This is a genomic window from Streptomyces sp. WP-1 (assembly GCF_030450125.1).
In the GTDB taxonomy this organism is placed as follows: Bacteria; Actinomycetota; Actinomycetes; order Streptomycetales; family Streptomycetaceae; genus Streptomyces; species Streptomyces incarnatus.
Genome location: NZ_CP123923.1, coordinates 176,454 through 202,772 on the forward strand (window position 1 = coordinate 176,454; position 26,319 = coordinate 202,772).

Annotated in this window: 24 protein-coding genes; 14 read left to right on the forward strand and 10 right to left on the reverse strand. The window is 72.2% G+C overall.

The annotated features are described in order from the left end of the window. The first annotated feature begins 15 nt into the window (after nucleotides 1–15). Nucleotides 16–507: a hemerythrin domain-containing protein gene (locus QHG49_RS00770; protein WP_159697660.1), complete on the forward strand. Its 492-nt coding sequence runs from the start codon at nucleotides 16–18 to the stop codon at nucleotides 505–507. A 62-nt stretch (nucleotides 508–569) separates the two neighbouring features. Here the strand turns inward: QHG49_RS00770 and QHG49_RS00775 are convergent, their stop codons facing one another. After that, nucleotides 570–1,664 (reverse strand): YihY/virulence factor BrkB family protein, encoded by a 1,095-nt coding sequence (locus QHG49_RS00775; RefSeq protein ID WP_301486800.1) that lies wholly within the window; start codon nucleotides 1,662–1,664, stop codon nucleotides 570–572. A gap of 199 nt (nucleotides 1,665–1,863) precedes the next feature. Between QHG49_RS00775 and QHG49_RS00780 the strand changes: the two genes are divergently transcribed. Beyond that, on the forward strand, nucleotides 1,864–2,127 hold the full coding sequence (locus QHG49_RS00780) for a GlsB/YeaQ/YmgE family stress response membrane protein (RefSeq protein WP_145489344.1): 264 nt from the start codon (nucleotides 1,864–1,866) through the stop codon (nucleotides 2,125–2,127). Nucleotides 2,128–2,196: 69 nt separating this feature from the next. Here the strand turns inward: QHG49_RS00780 and QHG49_RS00785 are convergent, their stop codons facing one another. Next, entirely contained in the window at nucleotides 2,197–3,066 is an 870-nt protein-coding gene (locus QHG49_RS00785; RefSeq protein WP_301486803.1) for an alpha/beta fold hydrolase, read from the reverse strand. Nucleotides 3,067–3,435: 369 nt separating this feature from the next. Between QHG49_RS00785 and QHG49_RS00790 the strand changes: the two genes are divergently transcribed. Both QHG49_RS00790 and QHG49_RS00795 read left to right on the forward strand, forming a co-directional pair. Continuing rightward, nucleotides 3,436–5,184, forward strand: coding sequence for a SpoIIE family protein phosphatase (locus QHG49_RS00790; RefSeq protein WP_370530403.1), 1,749 nt, complete (start codon nucleotides 3,436–3,438; stop codon nucleotides 5,182–5,184). 175 nt (nucleotides 5,185–5,359) lie between these two features. Continuing rightward, complete coding sequence (locus QHG49_RS00795; protein WP_159697666.1) at nucleotides 5,360–5,785, forward strand: DUF6003 family protein; 426 nt, start codon at nucleotides 5,360–5,362, stop codon at nucleotides 5,783–5,785. 52 nt (nucleotides 5,786–5,837) lie between these two features. Here QHG49_RS00795 and QHG49_RS00800 read toward each other — a convergent pair whose 3' ends face one another. From QHG49_RS00800 to QHG49_RS00810, 3 genes are all read right to left on the reverse strand, one after another. Then, nucleotides 5,838–6,230: a DUF2267 domain-containing protein gene (locus tag QHG49_RS00800; protein ID WP_159697668.1), complete on the reverse strand. Its 393-nt coding sequence runs from the start codon at nucleotides 6,228–6,230 to the stop codon at nucleotides 5,838–5,840. Nucleotides 6,231–6,296: 66 nt separating this feature from the next. Then, entirely contained in the window at nucleotides 6,297–6,794 is a 498-nt protein-coding gene (locus QHG49_RS00805) for a hemerythrin domain-containing protein (protein ID WP_301486807.1), read from the reverse strand. Nucleotides 6,795–6,955: 161 nt separating this feature from the next. Beyond that, nucleotides 6,956–8,002 (reverse strand): LacI family DNA-binding transcriptional regulator, encoded by a 1,047-nt coding sequence (locus tag QHG49_RS00810; protein WP_301486809.1) that lies wholly within the window; start codon nucleotides 8,000–8,002, stop codon nucleotides 6,956–6,958. 227 nt (nucleotides 8,003–8,229) lie between these two features. Here QHG49_RS00810 and QHG49_RS00815 point away from each other — a divergent pair, with 227 nt between their 5' ends. The 9 genes from QHG49_RS00815 to QHG49_RS00855 all read left to right on the forward strand — a co-directional run bounded on the left by QHG49_RS00815 (nucleotide 8,230) and on the right by QHG49_RS00855 (nucleotide 20,600). After that, nucleotides 8,230–9,519 (forward strand): sugar ABC transporter substrate-binding protein, encoded by a 1,290-nt coding sequence (locus QHG49_RS00815; RefSeq protein WP_301486811.1) that lies wholly within the window; start codon nucleotides 8,230–8,232, stop codon nucleotides 9,517–9,519. 6 nt (nucleotides 9,520–9,525) lie between these two features. Beyond that, nucleotides 9,526–10,470, forward strand: coding sequence for a carbohydrate ABC transporter permease (locus QHG49_RS00820; RefSeq protein WP_301486813.1), 945 nt, complete (start codon nucleotides 9,526–9,528; stop codon nucleotides 10,468–10,470). Next, nucleotides 10,467–11,375, forward strand: coding sequence for a carbohydrate ABC transporter permease (locus QHG49_RS00825; protein WP_301486815.1), 909 nt, complete (start codon nucleotides 10,467–10,469; stop codon nucleotides 11,373–11,375). Before QHG49_RS00820 ends, QHG49_RS00825 begins: the two co-directional genes overlap by 4 nt. A 42-nt stretch (nucleotides 11,376–11,417) precedes the next feature. Beyond that, nucleotides 11,418–12,674, forward strand: coding sequence for a glycosyl hydrolase (locus QHG49_RS00830; RefSeq protein ID WP_301486817.1), 1,257 nt, complete (start codon nucleotides 11,418–11,420; stop codon nucleotides 12,672–12,674). After that, nucleotides 12,671–14,689, forward strand: a complete 2,019-nt coding sequence (locus tag QHG49_RS00835; protein ID WP_301486819.1) for an endo-beta-N-acetylglucosaminidase — start codon at nucleotides 12,671–12,673, stop codon at nucleotides 14,687–14,689. Before QHG49_RS00830 ends, QHG49_RS00835 begins: the two co-directional genes overlap by 4 nt. A 66-nt stretch (nucleotides 14,690–14,755) precedes the next feature. Continuing rightward, nucleotides 14,756–17,779 (forward strand): glycoside hydrolase family 38 C-terminal domain-containing protein, encoded by a 3,024-nt coding sequence (locus QHG49_RS00840; RefSeq protein WP_301486822.1) that lies wholly within the window; start codon nucleotides 14,756–14,758, stop codon nucleotides 17,777–17,779. A 141-nt stretch (nucleotides 17,780–17,920) separates the two neighbouring features. Further along, entirely contained in the window at nucleotides 17,921–18,046 is a 126-nt protein-coding gene (locus QHG49_RS00845) for a hypothetical protein (RefSeq protein WP_268982557.1), read from the forward strand. A gap of 59 nt (nucleotides 18,047–18,105) precedes the next feature. After that, nucleotides 18,106–19,572: a phenylacetate--CoA ligase family protein gene (locus QHG49_RS00850; RefSeq protein WP_301486827.1), complete on the forward strand. Its 1,467-nt coding sequence runs from the start codon at nucleotides 18,106–18,108 to the stop codon at nucleotides 19,570–19,572. Beyond that, nucleotides 19,569–20,600, forward strand: a complete 1,032-nt coding sequence (locus tag QHG49_RS00855) for a hypothetical protein (protein WP_301486829.1) — start codon at nucleotides 19,569–19,571, stop codon at nucleotides 20,598–20,600. The genes QHG49_RS00850 and QHG49_RS00855 overlap by 4 nt, the downstream gene beginning before the upstream one ends. A gap of 70 nt (nucleotides 20,601–20,670) precedes the next feature. Here the strand turns inward: QHG49_RS00855 and QHG49_RS00860 are convergent, their stop codons facing one another. After that, on the reverse strand, nucleotides 20,671–21,564 hold the full coding sequence (locus QHG49_RS00860) for an NADP-dependent oxidoreductase (RefSeq protein ID WP_145489316.1): 894 nt from the start codon (nucleotides 21,562–21,564) through the stop codon (nucleotides 20,671–20,673). A 69-nt stretch (nucleotides 21,565–21,633) separates the two neighbouring features. Between QHG49_RS00860 and QHG49_RS00865 the strand changes: the two genes are divergently transcribed. After that, nucleotides 21,634–22,239 (forward strand): TetR/AcrR family transcriptional regulator, encoded by a 606-nt coding sequence (locus QHG49_RS00865; protein ID WP_301486832.1) that lies wholly within the window; start codon nucleotides 21,634–21,636, stop codon nucleotides 22,237–22,239. On the opposite strand, the gene QHG49_RS00870 is transcribed toward QHG49_RS00865, so the two are convergent. The 4 genes from QHG49_RS00870 to QHG49_RS00885 all read right to left on the reverse strand — a co-directional run bounded on the left by QHG49_RS00870 (nucleotide 22,240) and on the right by QHG49_RS00885 (nucleotide 26,267). Next, nucleotides 22,240–22,905: a bifunctional 2-polyprenyl-6-hydroxyphenol methylase/3-demethylubiquinol 3-O-methyltransferase UbiG gene (locus tag QHG49_RS00870; protein WP_301486834.1), complete on the reverse strand. Its 666-nt coding sequence runs from the start codon at nucleotides 22,903–22,905 to the stop codon at nucleotides 22,240–22,242. 136 nt (nucleotides 22,906–23,041) lie between these two features. Beyond that, complete coding sequence (locus tag QHG49_RS00875) at nucleotides 23,042–24,766, reverse strand: acyl-CoA dehydrogenase family protein (protein WP_145489310.1); 1,725 nt, start codon at nucleotides 24,764–24,766, stop codon at nucleotides 23,042–23,044. Nucleotides 24,767–24,843: 77 nt separating this feature from the next. Beyond that, the gene (locus QHG49_RS00880) at nucleotides 24,844–25,407 is read right to left on the reverse strand and encodes a PadR family transcriptional regulator (RefSeq protein WP_301486838.1); all 564 of its coding nucleotides are present in this window, start codon (nucleotides 25,405–25,407) and stop codon (nucleotides 24,844–24,846) included. Nucleotides 25,408–25,499: 92 nt separating this feature from the next. Then, nucleotides 25,500–26,267, reverse strand: a complete 768-nt coding sequence (locus tag QHG49_RS00885; RefSeq protein WP_301486840.1) for a thioesterase II family protein — start codon at nucleotides 26,265–26,267, stop codon at nucleotides 25,500–25,502. Between the last annotated feature and the right edge of the window lie 52 nt (nucleotides 26,268–26,319).

Below are 26,319 nucleotides of genomic sequence, written 5' to 3' on the forward strand. Positions count from 1 at the left end.
AGTGGTGCCACTGCCATGGCCGAGACCCAGGACGTCGTCGAGCTGATCCTCAAGGACCACCGGCGCATGGAGGATCTGTTCCATCTGATGCGCAGCGTCGAGGCCGACCGGGCGGCCGCGCTCCAAGAGTTCGCGGGTCTGCTGATCGCCCACGCGCAGGCCGAGGAGGCCGAGGTCTATCCCGCGCTGAAGCGGTACAAGCACATCGACGACGAAGAGGTGGAGCACGGCGAGCACGAGCACGACGAGGGCAACCAAGCTCTTCTGGACCTCCTGGAGGTGGCGGAGGTCGGCTCCGAGGAGTGGGACTCCAAGCTGGAGGCGCTGGTGGAAGCCGTCAACCACCACACCGACGAGGAGGAGCGCACCATCCTCAACGGCGCGCGCGAGAACGTGGCGATGGAGCGGCGCGAGGAGCTGGGAGCGGCGTTCCGGGAGGAGCGCGGGCGCCGGCTGAAGGCCGACTGCGGGTCGGTCGACAACGTGCGCCGCGTCGTCCACTCCTGAGCGCACCCCGGCGTGGGAGGTCCCGCGCCGGTTCGGGCCCACCACTCGTGGTGGGCCCGTTTTCAGGGTGTGCCGTCCGGTGGTTCCTCGTGCCGGGGCTCGGGTGGCCGCTCGAAACGCACGCTGACCTTCTGGAACCCCTTGAACGCCTCGGTGGCGGCGTACGACCGGTAGGCGCGGCGGTCGGCCGCGCTCAGCCGCACCCGGTCGGTGAACGGCGTGAGCAGGCTGCGGGGCCACAGTCGCATGACCCGTACGGCGCCCGCCTCGGCCGTCGCGACGAAGATCAGGGCTCCGACGTAGAGCCAGGCGAGCAGGCCCAGGACGATGCCGAACATGCCGTAGGTGGCGGTGGCGCCGCGCAGCACATGGCTGACGTAGTAGGAGCCCACCCACTGCAGCACCTGCCAGGCGAGGGCGCCGCCCAGGGCCACGCCCGCGAGTCGGCGCAGCGGCAGGGTCCGCTGGGTCAGCAGCCGGTAGCTCAGAAGCAGCAGAAAGGCGTTCAGGCACACGGACCCCGCGCTCGCGGCGATCCAGCTTCCGCCCCTCAGGCGCACGCCGAACAGGTAGCTCTGCGCGGCCACCGCCGACAGCAGGGTGGACGCGCACAGCCCGACCGCGAGGAGCAGCAGGAACACCAGCCCCTTCAGCCGCGAGCGGAGCGGGTCCGGGCGGGCGTGCCGGGGGACCGCCCAGATCTTGTTGAGGGCGTACTGCGCGGCCTGGGCGACACCGAGCGAGCCGTAGACGCTGCCCACGATGCCCGCGCCGAGGACGACTCCGCTGCCGTGGAAGGAGTGGATGTTGTGCCCGAGCTGGTCGCCGATGACCGGGAACTCGCTCAGCGCGGAGTCCATGACCCGCTGCTGGAGCGCCGGATCGCCGCTGAGGATGGTGCTCAGGACGGCGACCAGGATCAGGAGCAGCGGGAAGAGCGAGAGGAAGCCGTAGTAGGCGAGCAGCGCCGCGAGGTACGCGGCCTGATCGTCGTAGAACTTGTACACGACGGCGAGCGGCAGGCCCACCCACTTGTGGCGCCGTTGGAAGCCGTCGACGCGTTCGAGGAATTTCCTGCCCTGTGCCCGGTTCGCACCGGGGCGGAGGGCCGTGGTGGTTCCGGGCGGTATCCGCCTGGATCCGGACAGCGGCTGCATGGGAACCACTCCTCGGTTGTCCGCACCGCGCTCGGGGAAGTCTGCGCACACGGGTGCAGTGTCAGGAGTCTCCCGCCGCCCGGCCCCGAAACGGGAAGTAGGGACCATTGGCCCCGCATACGCCGACCCATCCGGGATATGCGGAAGCACGTGAGGGCCCCGCACCGGGGTCGCACAGCGGAACGGAAGGAACAATCTCGTGGGCATCATCGCCTGGATCCTGATCGGCCTCATCGCGGGCGCCATCGCGAAGGCACTGACCCCCGGCAAGGACCCGGGCGGCTGCCTGGTGACGATGCTGATCGGCATCGTGGGCGGGCTGCTGGGCGGCTGGCTGGGCAAGGTGATCTTCGGCGTCCACTCGATCAACGGCTTCTTCAGCCTCTCGACCTGGATCGCGGCGGTCGTGGGTTCCGTGATCGTGCTGCTGCTCTACCGGGTGGTGACAGGGCGCTCGCGCTGACGGCGTACGCAAGGGGCGGCTTCCTCGGGGAGCCGCCCCTTTCGTGTGCGTGGACGTTCCGGGTACCGGTCAGCCGGGCTGTCCGGTGAAGAAGTCCGCGAGGGAGGCCGCGAGCGCTTCCGGAGCCTCTTCGGCCACGTGGTGTCCGGCGTCGATGCCGTGGCCGCGCGCATCCGGCGCCCACCGGCGCCAGATCTTCACCGGGTCCCCGTAGAGGTCTTCGAGGTCGTCCCGGCGCGACCAGAGGATCAGCGCGGGGCACCGGATCAGTGTCCCGGCGGCACGGTCCGCCTCCTCGTGCCGCCGGTCGACGGTGAGGCCGGCCCGGTAGTCCTCCAGCATCGCGCGCACCACGTCGGGGTTCCTGGTGGCCGAGCGCCACTCCTCGTAGTTCTCCCGTCCCATGCTCCGGGGGTCGCCTCGGTACCAGCTGTCCGGGTCGGCGTCGATGACCCGCTCGGGGATGTCCGGCTGGGCGAAGAAGAACCAGTGCCACCACTGGGTGGCGAACCGGGCCGTGATGCGCGAGAGGTGCTCGGTGACGGGCAGGCAGTCGATGAACGCCGCCCTGGAGACCGTGTCGGGATGATCGAGCGCGAGACGCAGTGCGACGGCGCCTCCGCGGTCGTGTCCGGCGAGTGCGAACCGGGTATGGCCGAGGGCGCGCAGCACCTCGACCACGTCACCGGCGACGGCCCGCTTGGAGTACCCGGCGTGGTCCGCCGTGGGCGTCGGGCCGGTGGACCGGCCGTATCCCCGGAGGTCGGGACAGACCACGGTGAAACCGCTCCGGACGAGGAGCGGGGCGACACGATGCCAGGTCGCGGAGGTCCGGGGGTGGCCGTGCAGCAGCACCACCGGCGGCCCTTCCCCGCCGTGGCGGACGAGGATCGACGCTTCGTCCAGCCGCACCCGCCTGGTCTCGAAATCCTCGAACACGCCCCGGCCTCCCCTGCTCGTCACCGCACCGTCCACCGCGCCGATCGGTCCAGGACACATGCCCCCGCAGGCGCCATGGACACAACCCGCCCGCTCGGACGGTCCGCTGCCACGGACGGTCCGCTGCCACGGGCGGGCCCGGCCGTCGGGTGTGGCGCGGCTCGTGGCAGGAAGGAGCTCGTGGCAGGAAGGAGGGGAAGCCCCCCACGCCGACCCGCACGGCCTGACCCTCGCGCGCCGCTCGGAGTGCGCGTTCCCCCGGCGGGAGTCACGGGTATCGGGGGCGTGACCGCTCGTACGCAGGCAGAATCGGTGCCGGGGGCGGCGGGGTTTCAGGCGAGGTCTTCAGGAAGGGGAAGGTGAACGGCCATGGTGGAGGCGGAGAGCGCGCGGACCGAGCCGGAGCGGCCCGCGGCAGGCTTCGCCCCGCGCCTCATGCCGGCGCTGGAGGCCATCGGGGCGGGCGCCTACGTCACGGACGCGCAAGGTCTCATCGTCGCCGCCAACCACCGGGCCGAGGACCTTCTGGGCCGCCCTGCCGGGGAACTGGTCGGACATGACGCGCACGATCTGCTGCACCGCGGGCCGCAGGGCCAGCGGCTGCCCGCGACACAGTGCGGCATGCGGCAGGCGTTCCTCGCGAGGATCCCGGCCCAGGGCGGCGAGGAGTACTTCGCGCGCGGCGACGGCTCCCTGCTCCCCGTCTCCTGGACCATCACGCCGTACGACACCGGTGGCCGAGGCGCCGACACGCTGGTCCTCTTCTACACCCTCGGGCAGGACCCTGGCGCGGGCTCCCGTCCGGGGCGGGCGGCGAAAACGCTGAGCGACTTCGAGCGGCTCGCCCTCCTCGCCGAGACCACCACCCAGCTGACGTCCACCTTCGACGTCGAGGAGGCGCTGCGGCGGCTGGTGGGCCTGGTCCTGCCGCGCCTGGCGGACTGGGCCGTGATCGATCTGATCACGGAGCGCGACGAGGTGTGGCGCACCGCGGTGGTCCAGGCCGACGGCGACGCCCTGGTCCACCACGAGGACCTCGAAGGGCCCATGCCGCCCGTCCCGGAGGAGTCGCTGATGCCCCTGTCGAAGGCGCTGCGCGGCGTCGCCTCCGCGGTGGCCGGCCCCGACACCTACCGCGATCCCCCGGATTCCGGCATCACGGCCGAGCAGCACCGTCTCTTCGAGGTCTCCGGCATCCACTCCGCGGCGATGGCGCCCTTGCGCAGCCCCCGGGACGTGCTGGGGGCCCTCACGCTCGGCCGTACCGAGGAGTCCGGCGCCTTCACCGTCGCCGACCTGCCCCTGCTGGAGGACATCGCCCGCCGCGCCGGCCTCGCCCTGGACAACGCCCGGCTCTACCAGCGCCAGCGCAAGGTCGCCGAGACCATGCAGAACCATCTGCTGCCCCAGATGCCGCGCGTGCCCGGTCTGCAGATGACCGTCCGCTATCTGCCCGCCCCCGACGCCTCGCAGGTCGGCGGCGACTGGTACGACGCCTTCACGCTGCCCGACGGTGCCACCGCGCTGGCCGTCGGCGATGTCGTCGGCCACGACCTGGAGGCCGCCGCCGGTATGGCGCAGCTGCGCAACATGCTCCGCGCGTACGCCTGGTCGCAGGAGGGTCCTCCCAGCCGGGTCGTCGAACGCCTCGACGAGGCGATCATGCCGATCACCGACGTCCCCATGGCCACCCTCATCCTCGCCCGGGTGACCCGTACCGACGACGGCCACTGGGAGCTGTCCTGGACCAATGCCGGTCACCCACCGCCCCTGCTCATCACACGTGACGGACTGGCTCGCTTCCTCACCGGCGGTCACGGGCTCCTGCTCGGCACGGGCGTGCCCACGTCGCGCCCCGACGACACCCTCCGACTGCCCGCGGGTTCCACCCTCGTGCTCTACACCGACGGTCTCATCGAGAGACCCGGCCACACCCTCGACGACGGCCTGGACCGGCTGCGCCAGCACGCCGCCGCCCTCGCCCACCGCCCCCTGCCCTCCTTCACGGACCAACTCCTGCACCGCGTCCACCCACCGGGTCTCGACGACGTCGCCCTCCTCACCCTGCGCACGCCCGCACGAGCGCACAGCCGCCCGGCCCCGCCGAGGGACGGGTAGCCGCGTCCGGTCCCCGGTGAGGGGCCCTTGCCGGCGGCCGGCCGCGAGTCCGGTGGAGTGGAACCCGGACGAGTGATTCGGGCGAGTGGGCGGGGCGTGCGCGGGCAGAGCGCATTCTGAGGGGACAGTGATGACGTCCCCGCCCTGCTGCTTCTCCGAAAGGGGTGTCACGGCCATGGCCGACGATGCCTTGTTGTTCCTTCTGCCCGAGCGTCACCCGCGTCTGGGGGCGGCCCTGTCGGCGGTCGGCGACCTGGAGTGCGCCGAGAGTCCCGCGGTCCGTGGCTGGCTCCACGCGCACGGGACGCCGGCTTCCTCCGAGCGCGTCAGGATCGTCCCGGCGGGCTCCGAAGTGCTCATCCCCGAGGACGCGGAGCGGCTGCCGGTCCCCCTCGGCGAGGAGGAGACGCTGCGGGTCGAGCACGCGTGCGCGCCCGCGTCCCTGACGGACATGGAGTCCGAGCTGCTCAGCTTCCGGGACACCACCCAGGACTGGCAGTCGCTGGTGCACCGCGCCCTCACCGCCGGCATCCCCGAGCCGCGCATCGCCCAGCTCACCGGCCTGGATCCGCAGGACATCGTCCAGGCCGTCGGCGAGTGACCCGGGGCGCCCGCCGACGGCGCCCCGGGCCTCGTCCCGCCCGTCCCGCCGGTCATCCGGGGTCGGTGCAACCGAACAGACCCGCGTGCCCCGGCGGCAGTTGGGTGAGCAGCCGGCGCAGCAGCGCATGGTCCGCGGCATCGGCCAGGGTGGGCAGTACGGCGTCGATCTCGCGCCTGGCCTCGGCCACGTCCTCGTTGCTGTGCTCGGCCACGGCCCGGACGAACGACGCGGGTGACAGCGGTTCGCTGGCCGGCTCGGCCGCGGTCAGCAGCGGCCCGCATCCCTCGGGGAGCAGGGCGGCCAGGTCCGTGCGGTCGTCGCCCACCAGGTGGGCGCCGAGGACCTCCAGCACGTTCCGTACGGCCCTGGCTCCCTGTTGCGGGCTGTCGTAGCGTGCGCGTTCGTTGACCTGGGTGATGAAGGTGTCCAGGTTCCATTCCATGGTGGCTCCTGTCGTAGGTCTGTCCCCCCGTGGCGGTCCGGCTCGTCCTGCCGGTGCGCATCGGTGTCACACGGGGGCGGCGGTCCGCACCACGCGGTGCACGTTGGCGAGGCTGCCGCAGCGCGCCGTCAGCAGGTCGGCCTCCGTCCGGGCGAACCCGGCGCCGAGTTCCTCCCGGCAGTGCCGACTGAGGCTCTCCCGCACCTTGTTGACGAGCGTGCGCTCCTCCTCGTCGGTGTGGCGGGCGGTGGCGGAGGCCAGCTGCTGGAGCCGCCAGTCCCATTCGGCCGAGCCGATCTCCCGCACCCGCAGCAGGGCGTAGAGGACCTTGACGGCTTCCAGGTGCGCGTTCTCGATGTGCTCGACGGTGTCCGTGTCCTCGAAGGAGGCGAGGACCGGGTGGACCGAGGCCCTTTCGGCCTCGCCGTGGGCGATCATCAGGTGCGCGAAGTCGTGGAGCGCGGTCTGGCGATCGGCCTCCGTGCTGCGCATGAGGCGGAGCAGGTCCTCCATCGTCCGGTGATCCTCCAGGATCATCTCGACGACATCCCGGGTCGGTGTCATGCGATGCGCCTCCCAACTGGAGTGGCTTTCACCTCCCGCTACCCGCACCCATACCAGAGATTCCCAGATATGACCCGTTTGCCCAGTTCCCCCAGGTCAAGCGAGGTCCAGCGCCGTCCCATCGCCCAACAGGCTTGCTGAGAAAAGAAGATGACGGATCATCACGTACGGCGCGCCGCCCCCGTGCTCTCCCGTTCGATCAGCCGGGGTACCGGCACCCTGACCGTTCCGGCCGGGCCGCCGTCGAGCAGTGCGGTCAGTTCGCGGGCGGCGGTGCGGCCGAACTCCATGGTGTCGCGGGACAGGGCCGAGAGCCACGGCTTGACCATGCGGCACAGGGCCGAGTCCTCCCAGGCCACCACGGAGACGTCGGCCGGTACGGAGAAGCCGAGTTCGGTGGCGGTGGCGACGCCCGCGAGGGCCATGACGTCGTTGTCGTAGATCAGGGCGGTCGCAGGTGTGGCCGAGCCGAGGACGCGGCGGGTGACGGCGGCGCCCTCCGCGTCCGAGTAGTCCGTGGTGATCGACTCCACGCCGGTCAGCCCACGCCGCGCGGCCTCGGCCCGCAGCGTGCGGATCCGCCGCTCGGTGTGGGCGAGGCCGGACAGCCCGGCGATGTGCACGATCCGCCGGTGGCCGAGGGCGTACAGCCCGTCCACCACCGAGGCCATCGCGCCCGCGTCGTCGGCCCACACCGTGGACAGCCCGGGGTGCCGCTCGTCCGGCGCGCCCCCGATCACCACGGCGGGCAGGCCGAGTTCGTCGAGCAGGCCGGGGCGCGGGTCCTCGGTGCGCGGGTCCACCACCAGGACGCCGTCCACCCGGTGCTCGGCCCACCATCTGCGGTAGACCGCGCACTCGTCCGGCACGTCCTCCACCACCTGGAACAGCAGCCCGAGGTGGCGCTCCGCGAGCACTTCCTGGATGCCGGAGACGAGCTGGAGGAAGAAGGAGTCGACACCGAGGGTGTGCGCGGGCCGGGCCAGCACCAGGCCGACCGTGGCGGCGCCCTCGCCCGACAGCGCGCGGGCCGCCGTGCTGGGCAGCCAGCCCAGTTGCTCGGCGACCCGGCGCACCCGTTCGCGGGTGACGTCGGAGACGCCCGGTCTGCCGTTGAGGGCGAAGGAGACGGCGCTCTCCGAGACACCGGCGCGGCGGGCGATGTCCTTCATCGTCGGCCGGCGCGCCGGGGACCGCTTGGCCGGCATGTTCGCCTCATTTCTCGGCAGTGATCGCTAAAGCGCTTGAGTGGAAGAAGCCTAAAGCGCTTTAGCCCGACTGACAAGTCTCACTTCATTTCCCTCTGACCTGCACTAATGTCTCGTTCTCGACTTCAGCGATGACGAATCCATTGACTTTCTCCGAACCCGGCGTGCATGGTCCTTTCCGTCACCCGCCGCAGACGCCGCAGACGCCGCAAGGGAGCCGTGTCACCGTGCCCATATCCCGCAGAGCACTCGCCGCCGCCGTCACCGCCCTCCTCCTGCCGCTGAGTGCCTGCGGTTCCGGTGGCGGGGGCGGCGGCTCGACGGACGCCTCCGGCAAGGTCGAGGGCGACATCACCTTCCAGACCTGGAACCTGCGCGCCAACTTCAAGGGCTACTTCGACGGCCTGATCGGCGACTTCGAGAAGAAGTACCCGGGCACCCACGTCAAGTGGGTCGACCAGCCCGCCGAGGGCTACGCCGACAAGATCAGCGCCGACGCGGCCGGGGGGACCCTGCCGGACGTCGTCAACGTCTCCCCCGACCTGGTCGCGCCGCTCGCCAAGGCGGGCCTGGCCATGGACCTCGACAAGGCCGCCGCGAAGTACAAGGGCGAGTACCTGCCCGGTGCCTGGGCCAGCCACCAGGTCCCCGGCATGACGGGCACGTACGCCTTCCCCTGGTACCTGAACACCGGCCCGATGTTCTACAACAAGGGCCTGTTCGAGAAGGCCGGGCTGGACCCGGCGAAGCCCCCGAAGACGTACGACGAGCTGTTCGCCGACGCGGTGCGGATGGCGCACACGTCGGGCGGCAAGGTGGCCACCCTCGCCAACATCCCCACCATCGAGGACTTCGGCCGCTACGGCGCCTCCCTGATGGACAAGGACGGCACCGGCTTCACCTTCAACGACGCCAAGGGGGTGGAACTCCTCACCAAGTACAAGCAGTTGTACGACGCCAAGGGGCTGGATCCGCAGGCGCTGAACGCCACTCCGGAGTCGGCCGGGAAGGAGTTCCTGACCCAGGCCGTCGCCATGAACCCCGGCAGCGCCCTGGACCTGGACAACTTCAAGAAGCAGGCGCCGAGCCTGTACAAGAACATCGGCATCACCGACCAGATCACCAACACCGGCCACGTCAACATGTATGTGATGGGCGTGATGGTGAACTCCCGGACCAGGAACACGCCCGCCGCCGTCGCCTTCGCCCACTACGTCACCGACGCCGCCCACCAGATGTCCTTCGCCAAGAAGGTCGCCATCTTCCCGTCCACCGCCGGATCCCTCGACGATCCGTACTTCACCGAGGAGGACGGCACCGACGAGACCCGGGTGCGCGTCGCCGCCGCCAAGTCGCTGAAGAACGCGGTCAACTACACGCCCGTGCTGTTCAGCGACCAGATGAAGACCGCGCTGCGCAACGAGGTCGGCAAGGCGCTCCAGGGCAAGCAGAGCCCGAAGGCGGCTCTCGACAACGCTGTCACGGCGTGCGACCGGCTTCTGAAGCAGCAGGGATAGCGCACCATGGCCACCTCGACCGTCTCCCGGACGCGCCCGTCGCGTCCGGCGCGGCGCCCGGAGCGGCGACCGGCGCTCCGGATACGGCGCCAACTGCCCACCAGTCCCTGGCTGTTCGCCGCCCCGGGGCTGCTGATCACCGGCGCGTTCATCCTCTACCCGTTCGTCTCCACGGTGCTCAACGCCTTCACCGACCGCCGCACCCTGATCCCGGGACAGTACGTCGGCCTCGCCAACTTCCGCGAGCTGCTGCACGACGACATGTTCTGGATCGGCCTGCGCAACAGTGCGTTGTACGTCGTGGGCGTCGTCCCCGCGCTGGTGCTCCTGCCGCTGCTGCTCGCCCTGCTGGTGCAGAAGAACATCCCCGGCATCACCTTCTTCCGGTCCGCCTTCTACACCCCGGTCGTCGCCTCGATCGTCGTGGTGGGCCTGATCTGGGTGTGGCTGCTGGACGAGCGCGGCCTGGTGAACTCGCTCCTGGAGACGATCGGGGTGGGCAAGGTCGGCTTCCTCAGCGACCAGTGGCTGCTCCTGCTGAGCGCGATGGCCGTCACGGTCTGGAAGGGCCTCGGCTACTACATGATCATCTATCTGGCGGCGCTGGCGAATGTGCCGCGTGAGCTGCACGAGGCCGCCGCCGTGGACGGCGCGGGCCCGGTCCGCCGCTTCTTCACCGTGACCGTGCCGGCCATCCGCTCCACCATGGTCCTGGTCGCCGCGCTCTCCTCGGTCTCCGCCTTCAAGGTGTTCTCCGAGGTGTATCTGCTGGCCTCGCCGAGCGGTGGCCCGGCGGGCGAGGACACCACCCTGGTGATGCTCGTCCAGCGCACCGGCACCGGTCTGACCGGCCGGGTCGGCTATGCCTCCGCGATCTCGCTGGTCGTCTTCGCGGTCACCGTCGTCCTGATGCTGCTCGTCCTGCGCGCCGACCGGAAGGAGGACTCGTGAGCGTCGCCGAGAAGGCACCCGAGGCCGGTACCCGGCCGGCCCGCCCCCGCGCGCCCCGCTTCACCGACGAGAACGGCCGCCGTATCCCGGGGTGGGAACTGGTCCTGCGCTACGTGCTGCTGACCGCCGTACTCGTGCTGACCGTCGGCCCGTTCGTGTGGCAGCTGTCCACCTCGTTCAAGGGGCCCACCGAGGACATCTTCAGCTCCCCGCCGAAGTTCCTGCCGGGCCACCCCACCCTGCACAACTACGAGCGGGTGTCCGAGACCATCCCGGTCTGGGACTACGCCCTCAACTCCCTGAAGGTCGCCGCCGCGAACGTGGTCACCAACTGCGTCGGCTCCGCCCTCGCCGGCTACGCCCTGGCCCGGCTGCGCTACCGGGGCCGCCGGGTGGCCGCCCTGGTCTTCGTCCTCGCGATGCTCGTGCCCGCGGAGGGCATCATCATCGCCCAGTTCACGACCATGCGGGAACTCGGCCTGAACAACACGCTCATCGGCGTCGTCCTGCCCGGCTCGATCGGCGCGATGAACGTCCTGCTGATGCGCAACGCCTTCCTCAACCTGCCCTACGAGATCGAGGAGGCCGCCTACGTCGACGGCGCGAACGTCTGGCAGCGGTTCCTGCGGATCGCGCTGCCCTCGGTCAGGGGCACCCTCGCCGTGGTGGCGATCTTCGCCTTCATGGGTGCCTGGGACGACTTCCTGTGGCCGCTGATCGTGCTCAGCGACCCGTCCAGGTTCACCCTGACCATCGGCCTCAACTACCTCCACGGCACCTTCGCCAACGACGAACGCCTCGTCGCCGCCGGCACGATCATCGCCGTGGCACCGCTGATCGCCCTCTTCGCCTGCCTCCAGCGCTACTTCTTCCGCGGGGTCGGCGAGGGCGCGGTCAAGGGCTGATCCCGGGCCCCCTCCCCTGTCCCGCTTCCGCAAGGACCCCGTATGCCTGCTGCCGTGCGCTTCGGCGTCAACTACACCCCGAGCCAGGGGTGGTTCCACCACTGGCTCGACTTCGACCTCGACGCCGTACGCGCCGATCTGGACTCCGTCTCCGCGCTCGGCCTGGACCACATCCGGGTCTTCCCGCTGTGGCCGTACTTCCAGCCCGACCGCGCGCTGATCCGCCCCCGCGCCGTGGAGCAGCTGGTGCGACTGGTCGACGCCGCGGCCGAACGCGGACTCGACGTCAATGTGGACGGCCTGCAAGGGCACCTGTCCAGCTTCGACTTCCTGCCCGCGTGGACCCGCACCTGGCACCGGCGCAACCTCTTCACCGACCCCGAGGTGCTGGAGGGCCAGGCCGCCTATCTGCGCACCCTCGCCGCCGCCCTGGCCGACCGGCCGAACTTCCTCGGCATGACCCTCGGCAACGAGGTCAACCAGTTCTCCGCCGGCCCCCACCCCGACCCCGACCGGGCCACCGCCGACCAGATCGACGCCTGGCTGGAACGCATGCTCGCCGCCTGCGAGCGGGGCGCCCCCGGCAAGCTGCATCTGCACGCCGAGTACGACGCCACCTGGTACCAGGACGACATGCCGTTCACCCCGGCCCAGGCGGCCCGGCGCGGCGCCCTCACCGCCGTGCACTCCTGGGTCTTCAACGGCACCGCCCAGCGGCACGGCCGTACCTCCGTGGCCACCGAGCACCACGCCGCGTACCTGATCGAGCTGAGCAAGGCATGGGCCGAGGACCCGCACCGGCCCGTGTGGCTCCAGGAGGTCGGCGCCCCGGCCCCCCTCGTCCCCGCCGAGCACGCCGCCGCCTTCACCGAGGCCACCGTGGCGAACGCGCTGGACTGCCCCGACCTGTGGGGCATCACCTGGTGGTGCTCCCACGACGTCTCCCGCGACCTCGCCGATTTCCCCGAACTCGAATACGGTCTCGGCCTGTTGACGAACGATCGCCGTCCCAAGGACCTCGCCCGCGTCCTGTCCCGCGCGGCCCGCGACCACGCCGCCGTGCCGGCGCCGCGCACCCTCGCCCTCACCGTCCCCGCCGACCCGGGCGCCCGCTCCCGCTGCGCCCCGGGCGGCGACGTCTTCGAGGCGTTCTTCCGGCTGACCGCCGACGGCGCCCGTCCCACCACCGTCCTCGACACCCGGGCGGCCGACCAGGACCATCTGACCGCCCGCGCCGTCACGGAGGTCGTCACACCCGACCAGGTACTGCGCACATCCCGAGGAGGCATCCGCTCGTGAACCCCACCAGACGCACCGTCCTGCTCGCAGGCGCCGCCGCCGCGTTCCTGCCCGCGCTGTCCGCCGGCACCGCCGAGGCCGCCCCGAAGGCGACGGCCGCGCTCCAGCCGTACGCCTCCTACTGGTACCCGGACTCCCTGCCCTCCGGCAGTCCCGGGCCCGGCATCACCTGGCGCAGTCTGAAGAGCTGGCGCGCCGCCACCGACGCCGATCTGCCCTTCAACACCGCCTCCGTCCCGCTCGCGCCCCGCTTCACCCCGACCCCGGCGAACACCACCGCCCGCGCCGGGCAGGCCCGGATCCAGTCCCTGGTCTCCTTCGGGCCCACCTCCGCCAATCCCTCCCAGGGCTCGGCCACCGCCGACTACTACGCCCTCACCCACTGGGCGTACATGGACGAGCTGGTGTTCTGGGGCGGCTCGTCCGGGGAGGGCCTGATCCTCGCCCCGAACGCGCCCGTCGTGGACGCCGCCCACCGGCACGGCGTTCCCGTCCTCGGCAACATCTTCCTGCCGCCCGCCGCGTACGGCGGACAGCTCCGGTGGACCCGCGACCTGGTGCGCAAGGACAGCTCCGGGCACTACCCGCTCGCCGCCCAGCTCGTCGCGGTCGCCTCGGCCCACGGCTTCGACGGGTGGTTCGTCAACGCCGAGACGGACGGCGGCGACAGCGCCCTCGGCGCCGACATGCTCGGCTTCGTCAAGGAATTGAAGCGGCTCGCCACGGCCGCGGGGCAGCGGATCACCTGGTACGACGCGATGACCGTGAACGGCTCGGTGAGCTGGCAGGGCGCGCTCAACGGGCAGAACCAGGCCCTCTTCCAGGCCGCCGACGCCATGTTCCTCGACTTCCGCTGGAGCGCGTCCTCGCTCGCCTCCTCCGGGCAGAAGGCCGTACAACTGGGCCGCAGCCGCTACGCGTTGTGGGCCGGTGTCGACGTGGAGTCGGGCGGCTGGAACAGCTCCGTGGACTGGGACGCGATCGTGCCCGCCGACCGCGCGCACCTCACCTCGATCGGCCTGTACCGGCCCGAGTGGACCCGCAACCACCTGCCCGCCGGCCACACCCCGGAGGACTTCCACGCCGCCGACGACCGGTTCTGGACCGGCCGCTCCCTCGATCCGTCCCGTCCCGACCCCACCGACGGCTGGCGGGCCCCCGCCGTGTCCGTCGCCGACCGGTCGACCGTCGCCGCGCTGCCGTTCGCGAGCGTCTTCAACACCGGCCACGGGCTGCGCTGGTACGAGGACGGCGAGGTCGCCTCGGACACCCCCTGGAACCACCTCGGCCTCCAGGACCGGCTGCCCTCCCGGCGCTGGGTGGTGCGCACCGACGGTCAACGCCCCACCGTCGCCCTCGACTTCGCGGACGCCTGGCGCGGCGGCAGCAGCGTCCTCCTGACCGGCGCGCTCGACCGCCCGGCCGAGCTGGACCTGTACGCGACCCGGCTGCCGGTCTCCCCCGGCACCGTGGTCGAGCTGACCCATCGCACGGACGCGGGGGCCGTCCGTGTCGAGCTGGCCGTGGCGACCGCCGAGCCGGGCACGGCCGGGACCGCGCCGCCGTACACCTATCTGCCCGTGCCCGCCGGGCCGGGCGACGGCTGGCACACCTCGGCCGTACGGCTCACCGGCCTGTCCGGGACCGTGCACGCCCTCGGCGTCCGGCTCAGCGCCATCGGCGGGGGCCCGGTGAGCTGGCGGCTCGGCGGACTCGCCGTCCACGACGGCACCGACACCCCGGCCGCCCCCAGCGGTCTGCGGATCACCGCCGCGTCCGGCGGCGACCTGCGCCTGGCCTGGGACCACCCGGCCCCGGGCACGGTACGCCACTACACCGTGCACCGTGTGCTGCCCGACGGCACCCGCCGCTTCCTGGGCGGCACCGGCCAGCGGGCGTATTTCACCGGGGGGCAGACGCCCGCGCCGGGCGAGCGCGGGGTGCGGATCGAGGTGCGTGCGGTAGGAGAGCTGTACACCTCGTCCGCGCCCTCGACCGTCACCCACCTCCGATGACCGCCCGCTCCCCCTGGTGACCACCCGCTGATCCCCCGCTGACCCACGACCTACGGAGCATCCCGCATGCATGACGACCGCAGTCTGGTCGAAGCCCGGCTCAAGCGCGTCCTCGACGAGCGCATCCGCCCCGCCGTGTACCCCGCGTCCGTCCCCCTCGATGTCGCGGTGTGGCACGCGCCCGGCGAGCCCGTGCCGGTCGCCGAGGGGCTGGCCGCCGAACCGGAGCCGATCCGGACGGGCGCCCGGTGGGGTGCTCCGTGGGGCACCAGCTGGTTCCGGGTGACCGGCACCGTGCCCGAGGAGTGGGCCGGGCGGACCGTGGAGGCGCTGCTGGACCTCGGCTTCGACGAGAACATGCCCGGTTTCCAGTGCGAGGGCCTGGTCTACCGGCCCGACGGCACCCCGGTGAAGGGCCTCAATCCGCGCAACCAGTGGGTGCGCGTCGGCGCGCCCGTCGCGGGCGGCGAGGAGGTACGGCTGCACATCGAGGCCGCGTCCAACCCCGTCATCCTCGACTACCACCCCTTCCTGCCCACGCAGTTGGGCGACAAGGAGACCGCGGGCAGCGAGCCGCAGTACACGCTGACCCGTATGGATCTCGCGGTCTTCGACGAGGGTGTGTGGCAGCTGGTGATCGACCTGGAGGTGCTCGGCGAGCTGATGGCCGAGCTGCCGGTGGACTCCCCGCGCCGCTACGAGATCCTGCGTGCCGTGGACAGGGCGCTCGACGCCGTCGACCTCCAGGATGTGGGCGGCACCGCCGGCCGCGCCCGCGCGCTGCTCGGCGACGTGCTGTCCGCGCCCGCCGTGCCCTCCGCGCACCGGATCAGCGCCGTCGGGCACGCGCACATCGACTCCGCCTGGCTGTGGCCGCTGCGCGAGACCGTGCGCAAGGTGGCCCGGACCACGTCCAACATGACCGCCCTGCTGGAGGACGAACCGGACTTCGTCTTCGCCATGTCCCAGGCGCAGCAGTGGGCATGGGTCAAGGAGCACCGGCCCGAGGTGTGGGCGCGGGTGAAGAAGGCGGTGGCGGACGGGCGGTTCGTGCCGGCGGGCGGCATGTGGGTGGAGTCGGACACCAACATGCCCGGCTCGGAGGCGATGGCCCGGCAGTTCGTGCACGGCAAGCGGTTCTTCCTCGACGAGTTCGGCATCGAGAACGACGAGGCGTGGCTGCCCGACACCTTCGGCTTCGCCGCCGGACTGCCGCAGATCATCAGGGCGGCGGGCGCCACCCGGCTGCTGACGCAGAAGATCTCCTGGTCGCAGACGAACAAGTTCCCGCACCACACCTTCCAGTGGGAGGGCATCGACGGCACGCGCGTCTTCACGCACTTCCCGCCCGTCGACACCTACAACTGCTCCATGAAGGGCAGCGAGATCGCGCACGCCGCCCGCAACTTCAAGGACAAGGGCGTCGCCCGGCACTCGCTCGCCCCCACCGGCTGGGGCGACGGGGGCGGCGGCACCACCCGCGAGATGGTCGCCAAGGCGGCCCGGCTGCGTGATCTGGAGGGCTCGGCGCGGGTGGTGTGGGAGACCCCGCGGGCCTTCTTCGACAGGGCCGAGGCCGAGTACCCCGAGCCGCCGGTGTGGGTCGGCGAGCTGTACCTGGAGCTGCACCGGGCCACCCTCACCAGTCAGGCCGGGACCAAGCAGGGCAACCGGCGCAGCGAACACCTTTTGCGCGAGGCCGAGTTGTGGGCGGCGACGGCGGCCGTACGGACCGGGTTCCGCTATCCGTACGAGGAGTTCGACCGCATCTGGAAGACGGTGCTGCTCCACCAGTTCCACGACATCCTGCCCGGCTCCTCCATCGCCTGGGTGCACCGTGAGGCACGGGCGACCTACGGGCGCGTCGCACGGGAACTGGACGAGATCATCGAGGGCGCCCAGCGCGCGCTGGCGGGCGAGGGCGGCACACCGCTGGTCTTCAACGCGGCCCCGCACGCCCGCGCGGGCGTCCCGGCCGGCGCCGCGGCCACCCCCGCGACCGAGGGCCGTACCCGCCTCGCGGCCCGCGCGGGCGGCGGGCACGTCCTGGACAACGGGCTGCTGCGCGTCGAGATCGACGGCCGGGGTCTGGTCGTCTCGGCGTACGACATCGAGGCCGACCGGGAGACGGTCGCGCCCGGCCGGGCCGCGAACCTCCTCCAACTGCACCCCGACTTCCCGAACATGTGGGACGCCTGGGACGTGGACGAGTTCTACCGCAACACCGTCACCGACCTCACCGACGCCGAGTCGGTCGCGCCCGGCGAGGACGGCGCGTCGGTGCGGATCGTCCGGTCCTTCGGTTCCTCCCGGGTCACCCAGGTGCTGTCGCTGGCGGCGGGTGAGCGGCGGCTGGTGCTGGACACCGAGGTGGACTGGCACGAGACGGAGAAGTTCCTCAAGCTGGCCTTCCCGCTGGACGTGCACGCCGAACGGTACGCGTCCGAGACCCAGTTCGGGCACTTCTACCGGCCCACCCACACCAACACCTCGTGGGAGGCCGCCCGGTTCGAGGCGTGCAACCACCGCTTCGTCCAGCTGGAGGAGCCGGGCTGGGGCGTGGCGGTCGTCAACGACTCGACGTACGGCCACGATGTGACCCGCACCGTCCGCGCCGGCGGCGACCACGGCACCACCACGACGGTCCGGGTGTCGCTGCTGCGCGCCCCGCGCTTCCCCGACCCGGAGACGGACCAGGGCGTGCACCGCTTCCGGCACGCGCTGGTGCCGGGCGCGGGCATCGCCGACGCGGTGCGCGAGGGCTGGCGGATCAATGTGCCCGAGCGGCGGGCGACCGGTGCCGGGGAGGTCGCGCCGCTGGTGTCGGTGGACGAGGACGCGGTGGTCGTGACGGCGGTGAAGCTGGCCGACGACGGCAGCGGCGATGTGGTGGTGCGCTTCCACGAGGCCCACGGCGGCCGGGCCCGGGCCACGCTGACCGCCGGGTTCGAGGTCACCGGGGCCACGGTGACCGACCTGCTGGAGCGGCCCCTGCCCGAGGCGGCGGCACCCCGGCGGGACGGCGACCGGATCGCGGTGCGCCTGCGGCCGTTCGAACTGGTGACGCTGCGGCTGCGGCGGGCCTCGTGAACCTCCCTGCCGGAACCGCGGCTTCCCGGTCGACGGGGCCGTCGCGCCGACGAACACCGAGGTTCAGATGCACCATTCCCATTGAGCACTCAACTGCCTTGGCCTAACCTCTTGTTCATCGAACGGCTGCTCTAGCCGTGAGTGCACCACCGGGAGCCCAGCCGTGCCCGCGGCGGCCTGAAAAAGGGGAGATCCATCATGGTCAAGCACTACATCAAGTACGCCTTCAGCACGCTCACCGCGGCGATGTTCGCCAGCATGGCCTGACGATCGGTCCCGGCCTGGACCGGGAGTCGGATTCCCGGTCCAGGAACAGGGAGGCGTACGTGTTCGGCACGGCGTTCAGACAGCTGCGGTACAGCACGGCGATCCTGCGCAACCGCCGGATCCGGCCGGGGGACCTCGAACGGATCGCCCGCGATCTGATCGAGACGCTGGCGGAGTTCGGCGAGCCGGGCGAGGACTCGGCACTGCTGCCCGGACAGTCCGGGGCCGTCGACCCCGAGGTGCGCCGCACCGTCACCGCGCGCAGCCTGCGGGCCACCGCCCGCGCCGCCGTCCGGCACACCGCCTACTACCGCCGGGCCTTCGAGGATCTGGCCCTCGACCCGGACACGCTCACCCCGGAGACCTGGGAACAGGTGCCGGTCACCCCCAAGTCCGCCCTGCGCGGACTGCCCGCCGCCTTCGTCTCCGCCGCCTCGGTCCCCTCGCTGATGGCGCTCACCACCGGGACCAGCGGGACCCCGACCAGCGTCTGGTTCTCGCGGGCCGAGGTGGAGATCATGGTCGCGATGAGCACCGTGTCCGCCGTGCTCGGCATGGGACTTCGGCCCCGGCACGCCATGGCCTACGCGGGCTGCTCCCGGGCGACCCTGCCACTGCTCAACGTGGCGGAGTCGGTCACCCGGATCGGCGCGGCGTTCGTACCGATCGGCACCGTGGACCCGGCGGTGACGCTCGACCGGCTCGCGGCACCGCTCGGGCTGCGCGGCAAGGCCCCGCAGATCACCCACCTCACGGTCGCGGCGTCCTATCTGTCCGCCCTGGTCGAGGAGGCCGAGCGGCACGACTGGCAGGCGTCCGACTTCGGCCTGGAGTCGGTCGGCGTCGGCGGCGAGGTGCTCTCCGAACCGCTGCGCAAACGGGCGGAGGCGGTCTTCGGGGCCCGGGTCACCAGCTCGTACATGATGACGGAGACCGTGCCGTCCGGCGGCAGCGTCTGCCGCGCGGGGCATCTGCACCACACCACCGAGTTCGGGCACCTGGAGGTGCTCGACCCCGAGACATGGGAGCCGACACCGCCCGGCGGGATGGGCGTCATCGTGCAGACGCCGTACGTCCCCTACCGGGAGTGCACCCTGCTGCTGCGCTACGACACGGGCGACCTGGTCCGGCGGCCCGAGACCGCGCCGGAGTGCGAACTCGCCCATATGCCGGCGACCTCGCTCATCCTCGGCCGCTGGTCGGGGCCGGCCAGCCGGGCGGTGACCACCCGGTCGCTGCTGGACCTGCTGGAGGCCGAGCCCGACATCCCGCTGCCCGCCCGCTACGCCCTGACGGAAGGGCCCGGGGGCCCGCTGCTCCACGTCCTCACCCGCCGCCGGGCCGGTGCCGGTCTGCTCGGGAGGCTGGAGGACCGGGCCACCGCGGCGGGCCTGGCGCTGGACGCCATCGTGCTCCACGACGACCCGGCCGGGATGCCGCCCACCGGTCCGGTCCGCGCCGATCTGCGCGAGCACACCTTCGAATCGGTGCGCCCGGCCACCGCGCCCCTCGGGAGCCCGGCATGAACACCGCCGCTCTGGTCGGCCTCAACTGCTGTGTCCTCGTGGCCATGGTGGCGAGCGCCGCCTACTTCGGCCGGGTGCGGATGCCCCGCCCTCCGGTGGGGCGGTACGAACTGCCCGACATCGCCGTGATGTGTGTCGTGGTGGCGGCGGCTCCGCTGCTCTACCTGTTCCTGCCGCGCGCCGCGGTGGCGACCGTGTTCGGCCTGGTGCTGTGTACGGCGCTCCAGTTCACCCTCGCCCCGCTGACCGGCGCCGGCCGGGCCTGGCTGATCGCGGTGGCCGCCATCGCCGCCGACGCCGTACTGGCTCTCCTCGGCCGCCCGCTCGCCGTGATGGTGGTCACCGACGTGCTGCTCGTCGTGGCGGTGGCGGGGGTCGCCACCATGTGGGCGCAGAGCGGGATGCGGTCCGCGCAGGCGGCGTGGTTCGCGGGCGCGCTCGCCTGCTACGACCTGGTGGCCACCGGGCTCACCTCGGTCATGGACCGGTTCGCCGACCAGGTCATGGGGCTGCCGTTCGCCCCGCTGCTCGCGGTGACGCGCGGGGCGCCGCCGGTGGCGCTGGGCCTGGGCGATCTGCTGCTCCTGGTGCTCTTCCCGCTGACGGCGGTCAAGGCGTTCGGCCGGGCCGCCGGAATCCTCGCGGCCGCCGTCGGGCTCGCGGTGTCCTGCGCGGTCGACACGCTGTTCGCGCGGGGCGTGCTGACCGATGCCTTTCCGCTGCTGACGGTGCTGGGGCCGCTGATCGTGGTGCAGCACCTGGTGTGGACGCGGGTGCGGGGCGGCGAGCGCACCACCGCCGAGTGGCGGGCGGGCCGCCCACGGCCGACACCGCCCGCGGCATCGGCGGAACCCGACCCCGCGATCCTCCGGGCGCTGCGGCCGTCCGGTACGGCGGATCCCGCCCAGGGCGAGTGGCTGGCCGTCGCCGACGGCCGGGTGGTGGGGGCGGGAGCGTCCCCGGGCCGGGCCCGCAGGGACGCCCGGCTGCGCGGCTGCGACTCCGTGCCCGTGGTCCGGCGGGCGTAGCGGCCGGTACGGGAGCGGCACAAACCGGTCCCGGGCCCGGCCCGCTACGCCCGCCGGATCCGGACGGCTCTCAGACGATCAGGACCCGGCGCCCACGGGTGTGGCCCGCCTGGCTGTCGAGGTGGGCCGCGGCGGCCTCGGCGAGCGGGTACGCCTTCTCGACCGGGATGTGGAGCTTTCCCCGCGCGATGAGGTCGGCGGTCACGGCGAGCGCGTCCGGCACGCTTCCGGCCACGCCGGAGAAGCGGACCCCGAGGTCCGGCGCGCCGAGGTCGGCGATGGAGACGACCTTCCGCGGGTCGCCGACCAGTTCGACGAGTTCGCGGATCACGCCCGAGCCGGCCAGATCGAGGGCCGCGTCGACCCTGCCGAGCCGTCGTACCCGCTCGACCCAGCCCGCGCCGTACGTCGTGGCGAGGGCGCCCAGGCCGCGCAGATAGTCCTGGTTCGCGCGGCCGGCCGTGCCGATCACCGTGATGCCGCGGTCCCGGGCGATCTGCAGCACCGCCGATCCCACTCCCCCGGACGCGCCGCTGACCAGCAGCGTCTGTCCGGGCCGTACCCCGACCTCGCGGATGATGCGCAGCGCGGTCTCCATCACGGAGGGGTATCCGGCCGCCTCCTCGAACGTCAGGCCCTCGGGCATCCGGGCCCAGGCCGTCAGCACGGCGAACTCGGCGTAGGTGCTGATGCCTTCGCCGAACACACGGTCACCGACCTCGACCCCTTCGACGCCCTCGCCGACCTCGTCCACCACCCCGGCGGCGTCCAGCCCGACCCCGGAGGGCAGCTCGATCGGATGGGCCCCCAGCTTCTGGCCCTCGCGGATCCTCCAGTCGACGGGGTTCACACCCGCCGCCCGCACGGCGACGCGTATCCGGCCGGGGCCCGCGTGGGGCTCCTCGGCGTCCAGGAGGCGCAGGACATTCGGACCGCCGAACTCGGCGAAGCTCACTTTCTTCATGCGGTGACCGTAGCACTAACGGTTAGCGTTTTGGAGTTGGTGCGGGTTCGTATTTGATAGTGTCACGGCATGACCGTGCCGCTCGGACGCCGTGAACGCAAGAAGGCCGCGACCCGTCAGAAGATCGCCGACACCGCTCTGCGGCTCTTTCTGGAGCGGGGGTACGAGGCGGTGGGGATCCGTGATGTGGCCGCCGAGGCCGACGTGGCCGTCACCACGCTCTTCTCCCACTTCGCCTCGAAAGAGGCCCTGGTGTTCGAGCGGGACGACGACTTCGAGCGACGCCTCACGGGGGCGGTCACCGACCGGGCGCCGCACGAGCCGCTCATCCCCGCGCTGCGCCGCGAGGTCCGGTCGATGGTCCGGCACTGCACGGCGGACGGCGCCGCCCCGGTCTGGCGCATGATCGACGGGTCCCCCGCCCTGCGGGAGTACGAGGAGTCGATGAGGCTGCGGCACGCGGAGTCGCTGGCCGCGGCCATCGCCGCCGACCCCGAGCTGTCGCAGGGGGCGACGGCGAGCCGGGCGCTCGCGAGGTTCGTGATCGACGCGTACTCGCTGGCGCGCGAGGCGGACGATCCGGACGCCGCGCTGGACGAGATCTTCCGGATGATCGAAGCGGCCTGGGCCGTCGCCCGCCCCTCGGGCGCCTTCGTCGGCGGGGCCGGACTGTAGTCAGCGCAGCCGTCGTACGCGCAGCACCAGGTCGTCGGTGTGGTGTGCGCCGGCGCCGCCTTCGGGTGCCACGCGTGGCCGCTGCTCGTCCACCTCTGTCCGCCAGTCGTCGTCGAGCAGATCGGCGACCATCGAGGGCCAGACGTAGTCGGCCGGGTCGAAGCCGCTCTCGTGCGCCTGCCTGCTGTCCATCCCCGCGTGGTGGACGAGCAGCAGCACACCGCCGGGCGCGACGGCCGCGAGCAGGGCTCGCTCGGCCGCCGCGTCGGGGGTGCGCAGCAGGGCCGGGTACTGCGCGGAGACCAGGTCGAAGGAGGCCGGCGGGAGCGCGGCCTCGGTGAGCGCGGCGTGGACCCAGTGGACGGTGAGGCCGGCGTCCCGCGCGTGCCCGGCCGCCCGCTCCAGTGCCACGCCCGAGACTTCGAGCGCGGTCACGTCCCAGCCGCCGCGCGCGAGCCAGACGGCGTCCGCGCCCTCGCCGCAGCCGACGTCGAGCACCCGTCCCGGGGTGAGTCCGGCGGTCTCGGCGACGAGCGCGCCATTGGGCCGGCCGCTCCACAGCTGCGGCCGGTCGGCGTACCTCTTGTCCCACTCGGCCCGCAGCGCGGGGTCTCCGGTGTATCCGCCGAGGGGCGCGGGGGATCCTTGTGCGATGTTGTCGGTCACGGGCCCACCGTCACCCAGGGCGCACCGGTCGCACCACTCTTGTTGCCGGTCCGGCAAAACGGCGTTTTCAAGACCTGGGGCGGGCGCGTGCCGGGCGCCGGTGCGACCGCCCCGGGGTGCTTCGGGGTGGGCCGGTCTACGGAGCCATCTCGTACGACCCGGACAGCGCCGCCACCTGCTGCCAGACCCGGTCCGTGCGGGCCTGGTCCGCGACGGGGCGGCGGATCGCGCCGAGGGCCCAGGTCCGCTGCTCCTCGGTTGCCGAATCCTTGCCGTGCAGTTCGACGGCCTGTGCGGAGAAGTCCCGTACGAGGACGGCGAAGAGTTCGTCGAGCACGTCCGTGTCGAGGCCGGTCAGCGCGGCCTGCTCCAGGACGAGCTGGCCGTGCACGACGAGGGCGAAGAGCTGGCCGACCGCGAGGACGAGGTCGAGGTCGCGGCTCTGCTCCGCGTCGGGGGCGGCGGTGGCGACGAACGCGCAGAGGGCGTCGGCCTGTTCGCGGAACCGGCTCACGTTGGGCAGGTGCGCGTAGGTGTCGAAGGCGGGCCGCCAGTCGTGGAAGCGCACCGCGCCCAGGCCGCGGGCCGGGCCCTGCCGGAACAGGAAGTCGTCGTCCGCCGCTTCGTGGCGGGTCGGCACGGCGGGGTAGTCGGCCGGATCGAGGAGGTGGCTGCGCAGGAACTTCAGGATCAGCGCCAGGTTGACGTGGACCGTGCCCTCCAGCTTCGGCAGGCTGCGGATCTCCACGGCCGCCTGGGCGAAGTAGTTGTCCCTCTCGAAGCCCTTGGCGGCGATGACGTCCCACATCAGGTCGATGACCTTCTCGCCCTCCGTGGTCACCTTCATCTTCGTCATCGGGTTGAAGAGCAGATAGCGGCGGTCGTCGGGGCCCGCGGTGCGGAAGTAGTCGACCGCGCGGTCGCTGAACGCCTTCATGCCGACGAGCCGGACGTACGCGTCGGTCAACTCGCGCCGTACGTGCGGGAAGTCGGTGACGGGGCGGCCGTAGAGGACGCGGTTGTGGGCGTGGGTGACGGCCTCGTACATCGCGTGCTCGCAGATGCCGATGGAGGCGGTGCACAGGTTGAACTTGCCGACGTTGACGGTGTTGAGGGCGGCGTCGAAGGCGGCGCGGCCGGTGTGCAGGACGTCCTCGGCCGCGACCGGGTAGTCCTCCAGGCGGAACTCGCTGACGAACTTCGAGGAGTCGACGACGTTCTTGACCAGGTGGTAGGCGGGGTGGCGGCTGTCGGCGGCGAAGAAGACGTAGCCGTCGGGCCCGTCGATGTCGCTGCGGCGGCCGAAGACGGAGACGAGTCCGGCGGCGTTGCCGTTGCCGATGTAGTACTTGGAGCCGGTGGCCCGGAAGCCGCCGTCGCCGTCGGGTGCGAGCAGCATGTCGGTGGAGTAGATGTCGGCGCCGTGGGCCTTCTCGGAGAGCCCGAACGCGAACACCTCGCCCTGGTCGAGGAGTTGCGCGGCGCGGGCGCGGGCGGCGGCGTTGTCGCTCTGCCACACCGGGCCGAGGCCGAGGATCGTGACCTGCCAGGCGTACCAGTAGTCCAGGCCGTAGAAGCCGAGGATCTCGTTGAGCGCCGCGATCCGCGCGGTGTCCCAGCGCTTGTCCGGCTCGCCCTCGCCCGCGGCGGACGACGGGGTGAGGAAGGTGGCGAACAGGTTCTCCTTCGCCGCGAACGCGAGGAAGTCGCCGAGCCACGCGCGGCTGCGGTAGTCCTCGATCAGCCGCCGCTTCCCGCGCTCCTCGAACCAGTCGACGGTGGCCCGCAGCAGGCGGCGCGTCTCGGGGTCGAAGTGCGCGGGGTCGTACGTGCGCGGGTTGAGCAGCAGCTGGTCAGCCATGGGTGAGGGCGCCTTTCGGCTGGTGGGCTTGTGGGAGTCGGGTGGCCCGACGGCAGGAGGGGCCGGGCCGGCGGGGATCAGCGGTCCGGACCGAACCGGGACAGGGTGGCGAGCACGTCGTCCAGCCAGCCGATCATCATCCGCTCGTACGCGATGCCGCCGCGCAGGACGGCGTGCTGAAGCTCGCGCTCCGCGTCGGGCGGCTCCTGCGGACCGGCGCCGGGCTCCGTGAAGTCCCGGGCCTGGCCCGCGAGATAGTGCGTCAGCCGGTCCCGGTGCGCCCGGCGGTGCCGCTCCGCCTCGCGGATCAGGGCGGCCGGGTCGTCGAAGGCGGCGCCCCGGATCTTGACGGCCAGGTCGTGGCGGACGCTCTCCGGTTCGATCGGGTCGTGCAGCCAGGAGGACAGCGCGGCGCGGCCGAGGTCGGCGACGCGGTACTCCCTCTTGTCCGGCCGTCCTTGTTGCGGGACGTCCCGGGCGTCGACCCAGCCGTCGTTCTCCATGCGCTTGAGCACGCGGTAGATCTGCTGGTGGGTCGCGGTCCAGAAGTAGCCGATGGAGCGCTCGAAACGCCGGGCCAGCTCATAGCCGGAGCCCGGCTTCTCCAAGAGCGACACCAGGATCGCGTGTTCGAGCGCCATGCCGTCGATCCTGCTATGCAACTCGTTGCATAGCAAGCCCTGCCCGCTCCGATGCGACGCGGGTCACCCTCCGGCCGGCCCCCGCCCCGTGCTCATGGCTGTGCGGGCGCCCGCAGCCGGGAGGTGATGAGGCGGATGATCTCCGGCTGGTGCTCGGCCAGGAAGAAGTGGCCGCCGGGGAAGACCCTCAGGGCGAAGGGGCCCTCCGTGTGCTCGGACCAGGCGGCGGCCTCCTCCACCGTGGCCTTCGGGTCGTCGTCGCCGACGAGGCTGGTCACCGGGCAGCGCAGGGACGGTCCGGGTGTCCAGGTGTACGTCTCGGCCGCGCGGTAGTCCGCCCGGATGGCCGGGAGGATCATGCGCAGGATCTCCTCGTCGCCGAGCAGTTGGGGGTTGGTGCCGCTGAGGGCGCGCATCTCGGCGACCAGGCCCTCGTCGTCGCGCAGGTGGACGGTCTCGGTGCGGTGCGTGGAGGGGGCGCGGCGGCCGGAGGCGATGAGGGCGGCGAGCACGATGTCCTGGTCCCGCTCCAGGCGCCGGGCGACCTCGTAGGCGAGGGAGGCGCCCATGCTGTGGCCGAACAGGGCGAGGGGCCGGTCGGTCCAGGGCAGCAGCGCCTCGTGGACCTTCTCGGCGAGCGCCGGTACGGAGTCCACGAGCGGTTCGCCGCGGCGGTCCTGGCGGCCGGGGTACTGCACGCACAGCACGTCCACGTCCTCGGGCATCGACCGGGAGACGGGGAAGTAGAAGCTGGCGGAGCCGCCCGCGTGGGGCAGGCAGACCAGCCGGACACGGGCGTCGGGGCGCGGGTGGAACCTGCGGATCCACAGGTTGTCGGCCCCGGTGAGCGGGGAGTTCACTGAAGCGTTCCCTTTCGGGTCGGGGATCGGCCGCCCACCGTGGCGGGGCGTG

Bases quoted from the DNA above. Each gene is read 5' to 3' on its own strand.
- QHG49_RS00770 (WP_159697660.1), top strand. From the start codon at position 16: ATGGCCGAGACCCAGGACGTCGTCGAGCTGATCCTCAAGGACCACCGG.
- QHG49_RS00775 (WP_301486800.1), bottom strand. From the start codon at position 1,664: ATGCAGCCGCTGTCCGGATCCAGGCGGATACCGCCCGGAACCACCACG.
- QHG49_RS00790 (WP_370530403.1), top strand. From the start codon at position 3,436: ATGGTGGAGGCGGAGAGCGCGCGGACCGAGCCGGAGCGGCCCGCGGCA.
- QHG49_RS00795 (WP_159697666.1), top strand. From the start codon at position 5,360: ATGGCCGACGATGCCTTGTTGTTCCTTCTGCCCGAGCGTCACCCGCGT.
- QHG49_RS00800 (WP_159697668.1), bottom strand. From the start codon at position 6,230: ATGGAATGGAACCTGGACACCTTCATCACCCAGGTCAACGAACGCGCA.
- QHG49_RS00805 (WP_301486807.1), bottom strand. From the start codon at position 6,794: ATGACACCGACCCGGGATGTCGTCGAGATGATCCTGGAGGATCACCGG.
- QHG49_RS00810 (WP_301486809.1), bottom strand. From the start codon at position 8,002: ATGCCGGCCAAGCGGTCCCCGGCGCGCCGGCCGACGATGAAGGACATC.
- QHG49_RS00820 (WP_301486813.1), top strand. From the start codon at position 9,526: ATGGCCACCTCGACCGTCTCCCGGACGCGCCCGTCGCGTCCGGCGCGG.
- QHG49_RS00830 (WP_301486817.1), top strand. From the start codon at position 11,418: ATGCCTGCTGCCGTGCGCTTCGGCGTCAACTACACCCCGAGCCAGGGG.
- QHG49_RS00840 (WP_301486822.1), top strand. From the start codon at position 14,756: ATGCATGACGACCGCAGTCTGGTCGAAGCCCGGCTCAAGCGCGTCCTC.
- QHG49_RS00855 (WP_301486829.1), top strand. From the start codon at position 19,569: ATGAACACCGCCGCTCTGGTCGGCCTCAACTGCTGTGTCCTCGTGGCC.
- QHG49_RS00860 (WP_145489316.1), bottom strand. From the start codon at position 21,564: ATGAAGAAAGTGAGCTTCGCCGAGTTCGGCGGTCCGAATGTCCTGCGC.
- QHG49_RS00865 (WP_301486832.1), top strand. From the start codon at position 21,634: ATGACCGTGCCGCTCGGACGCCGTGAACGCAAGAAGGCCGCGACCCGT.
- QHG49_RS00875 (WP_145489310.1), bottom strand. From the start codon at position 24,766: ATGGCTGACCAGCTGCTGCTCAACCCGCGCACGTACGACCCCGCGCAC.
- QHG49_RS00880 (WP_301486838.1), bottom strand. From the start codon at position 25,407: ATGGCGCTCGAACACGCGATCCTGGTGTCGCTCTTGGAGAAGCCGGGC.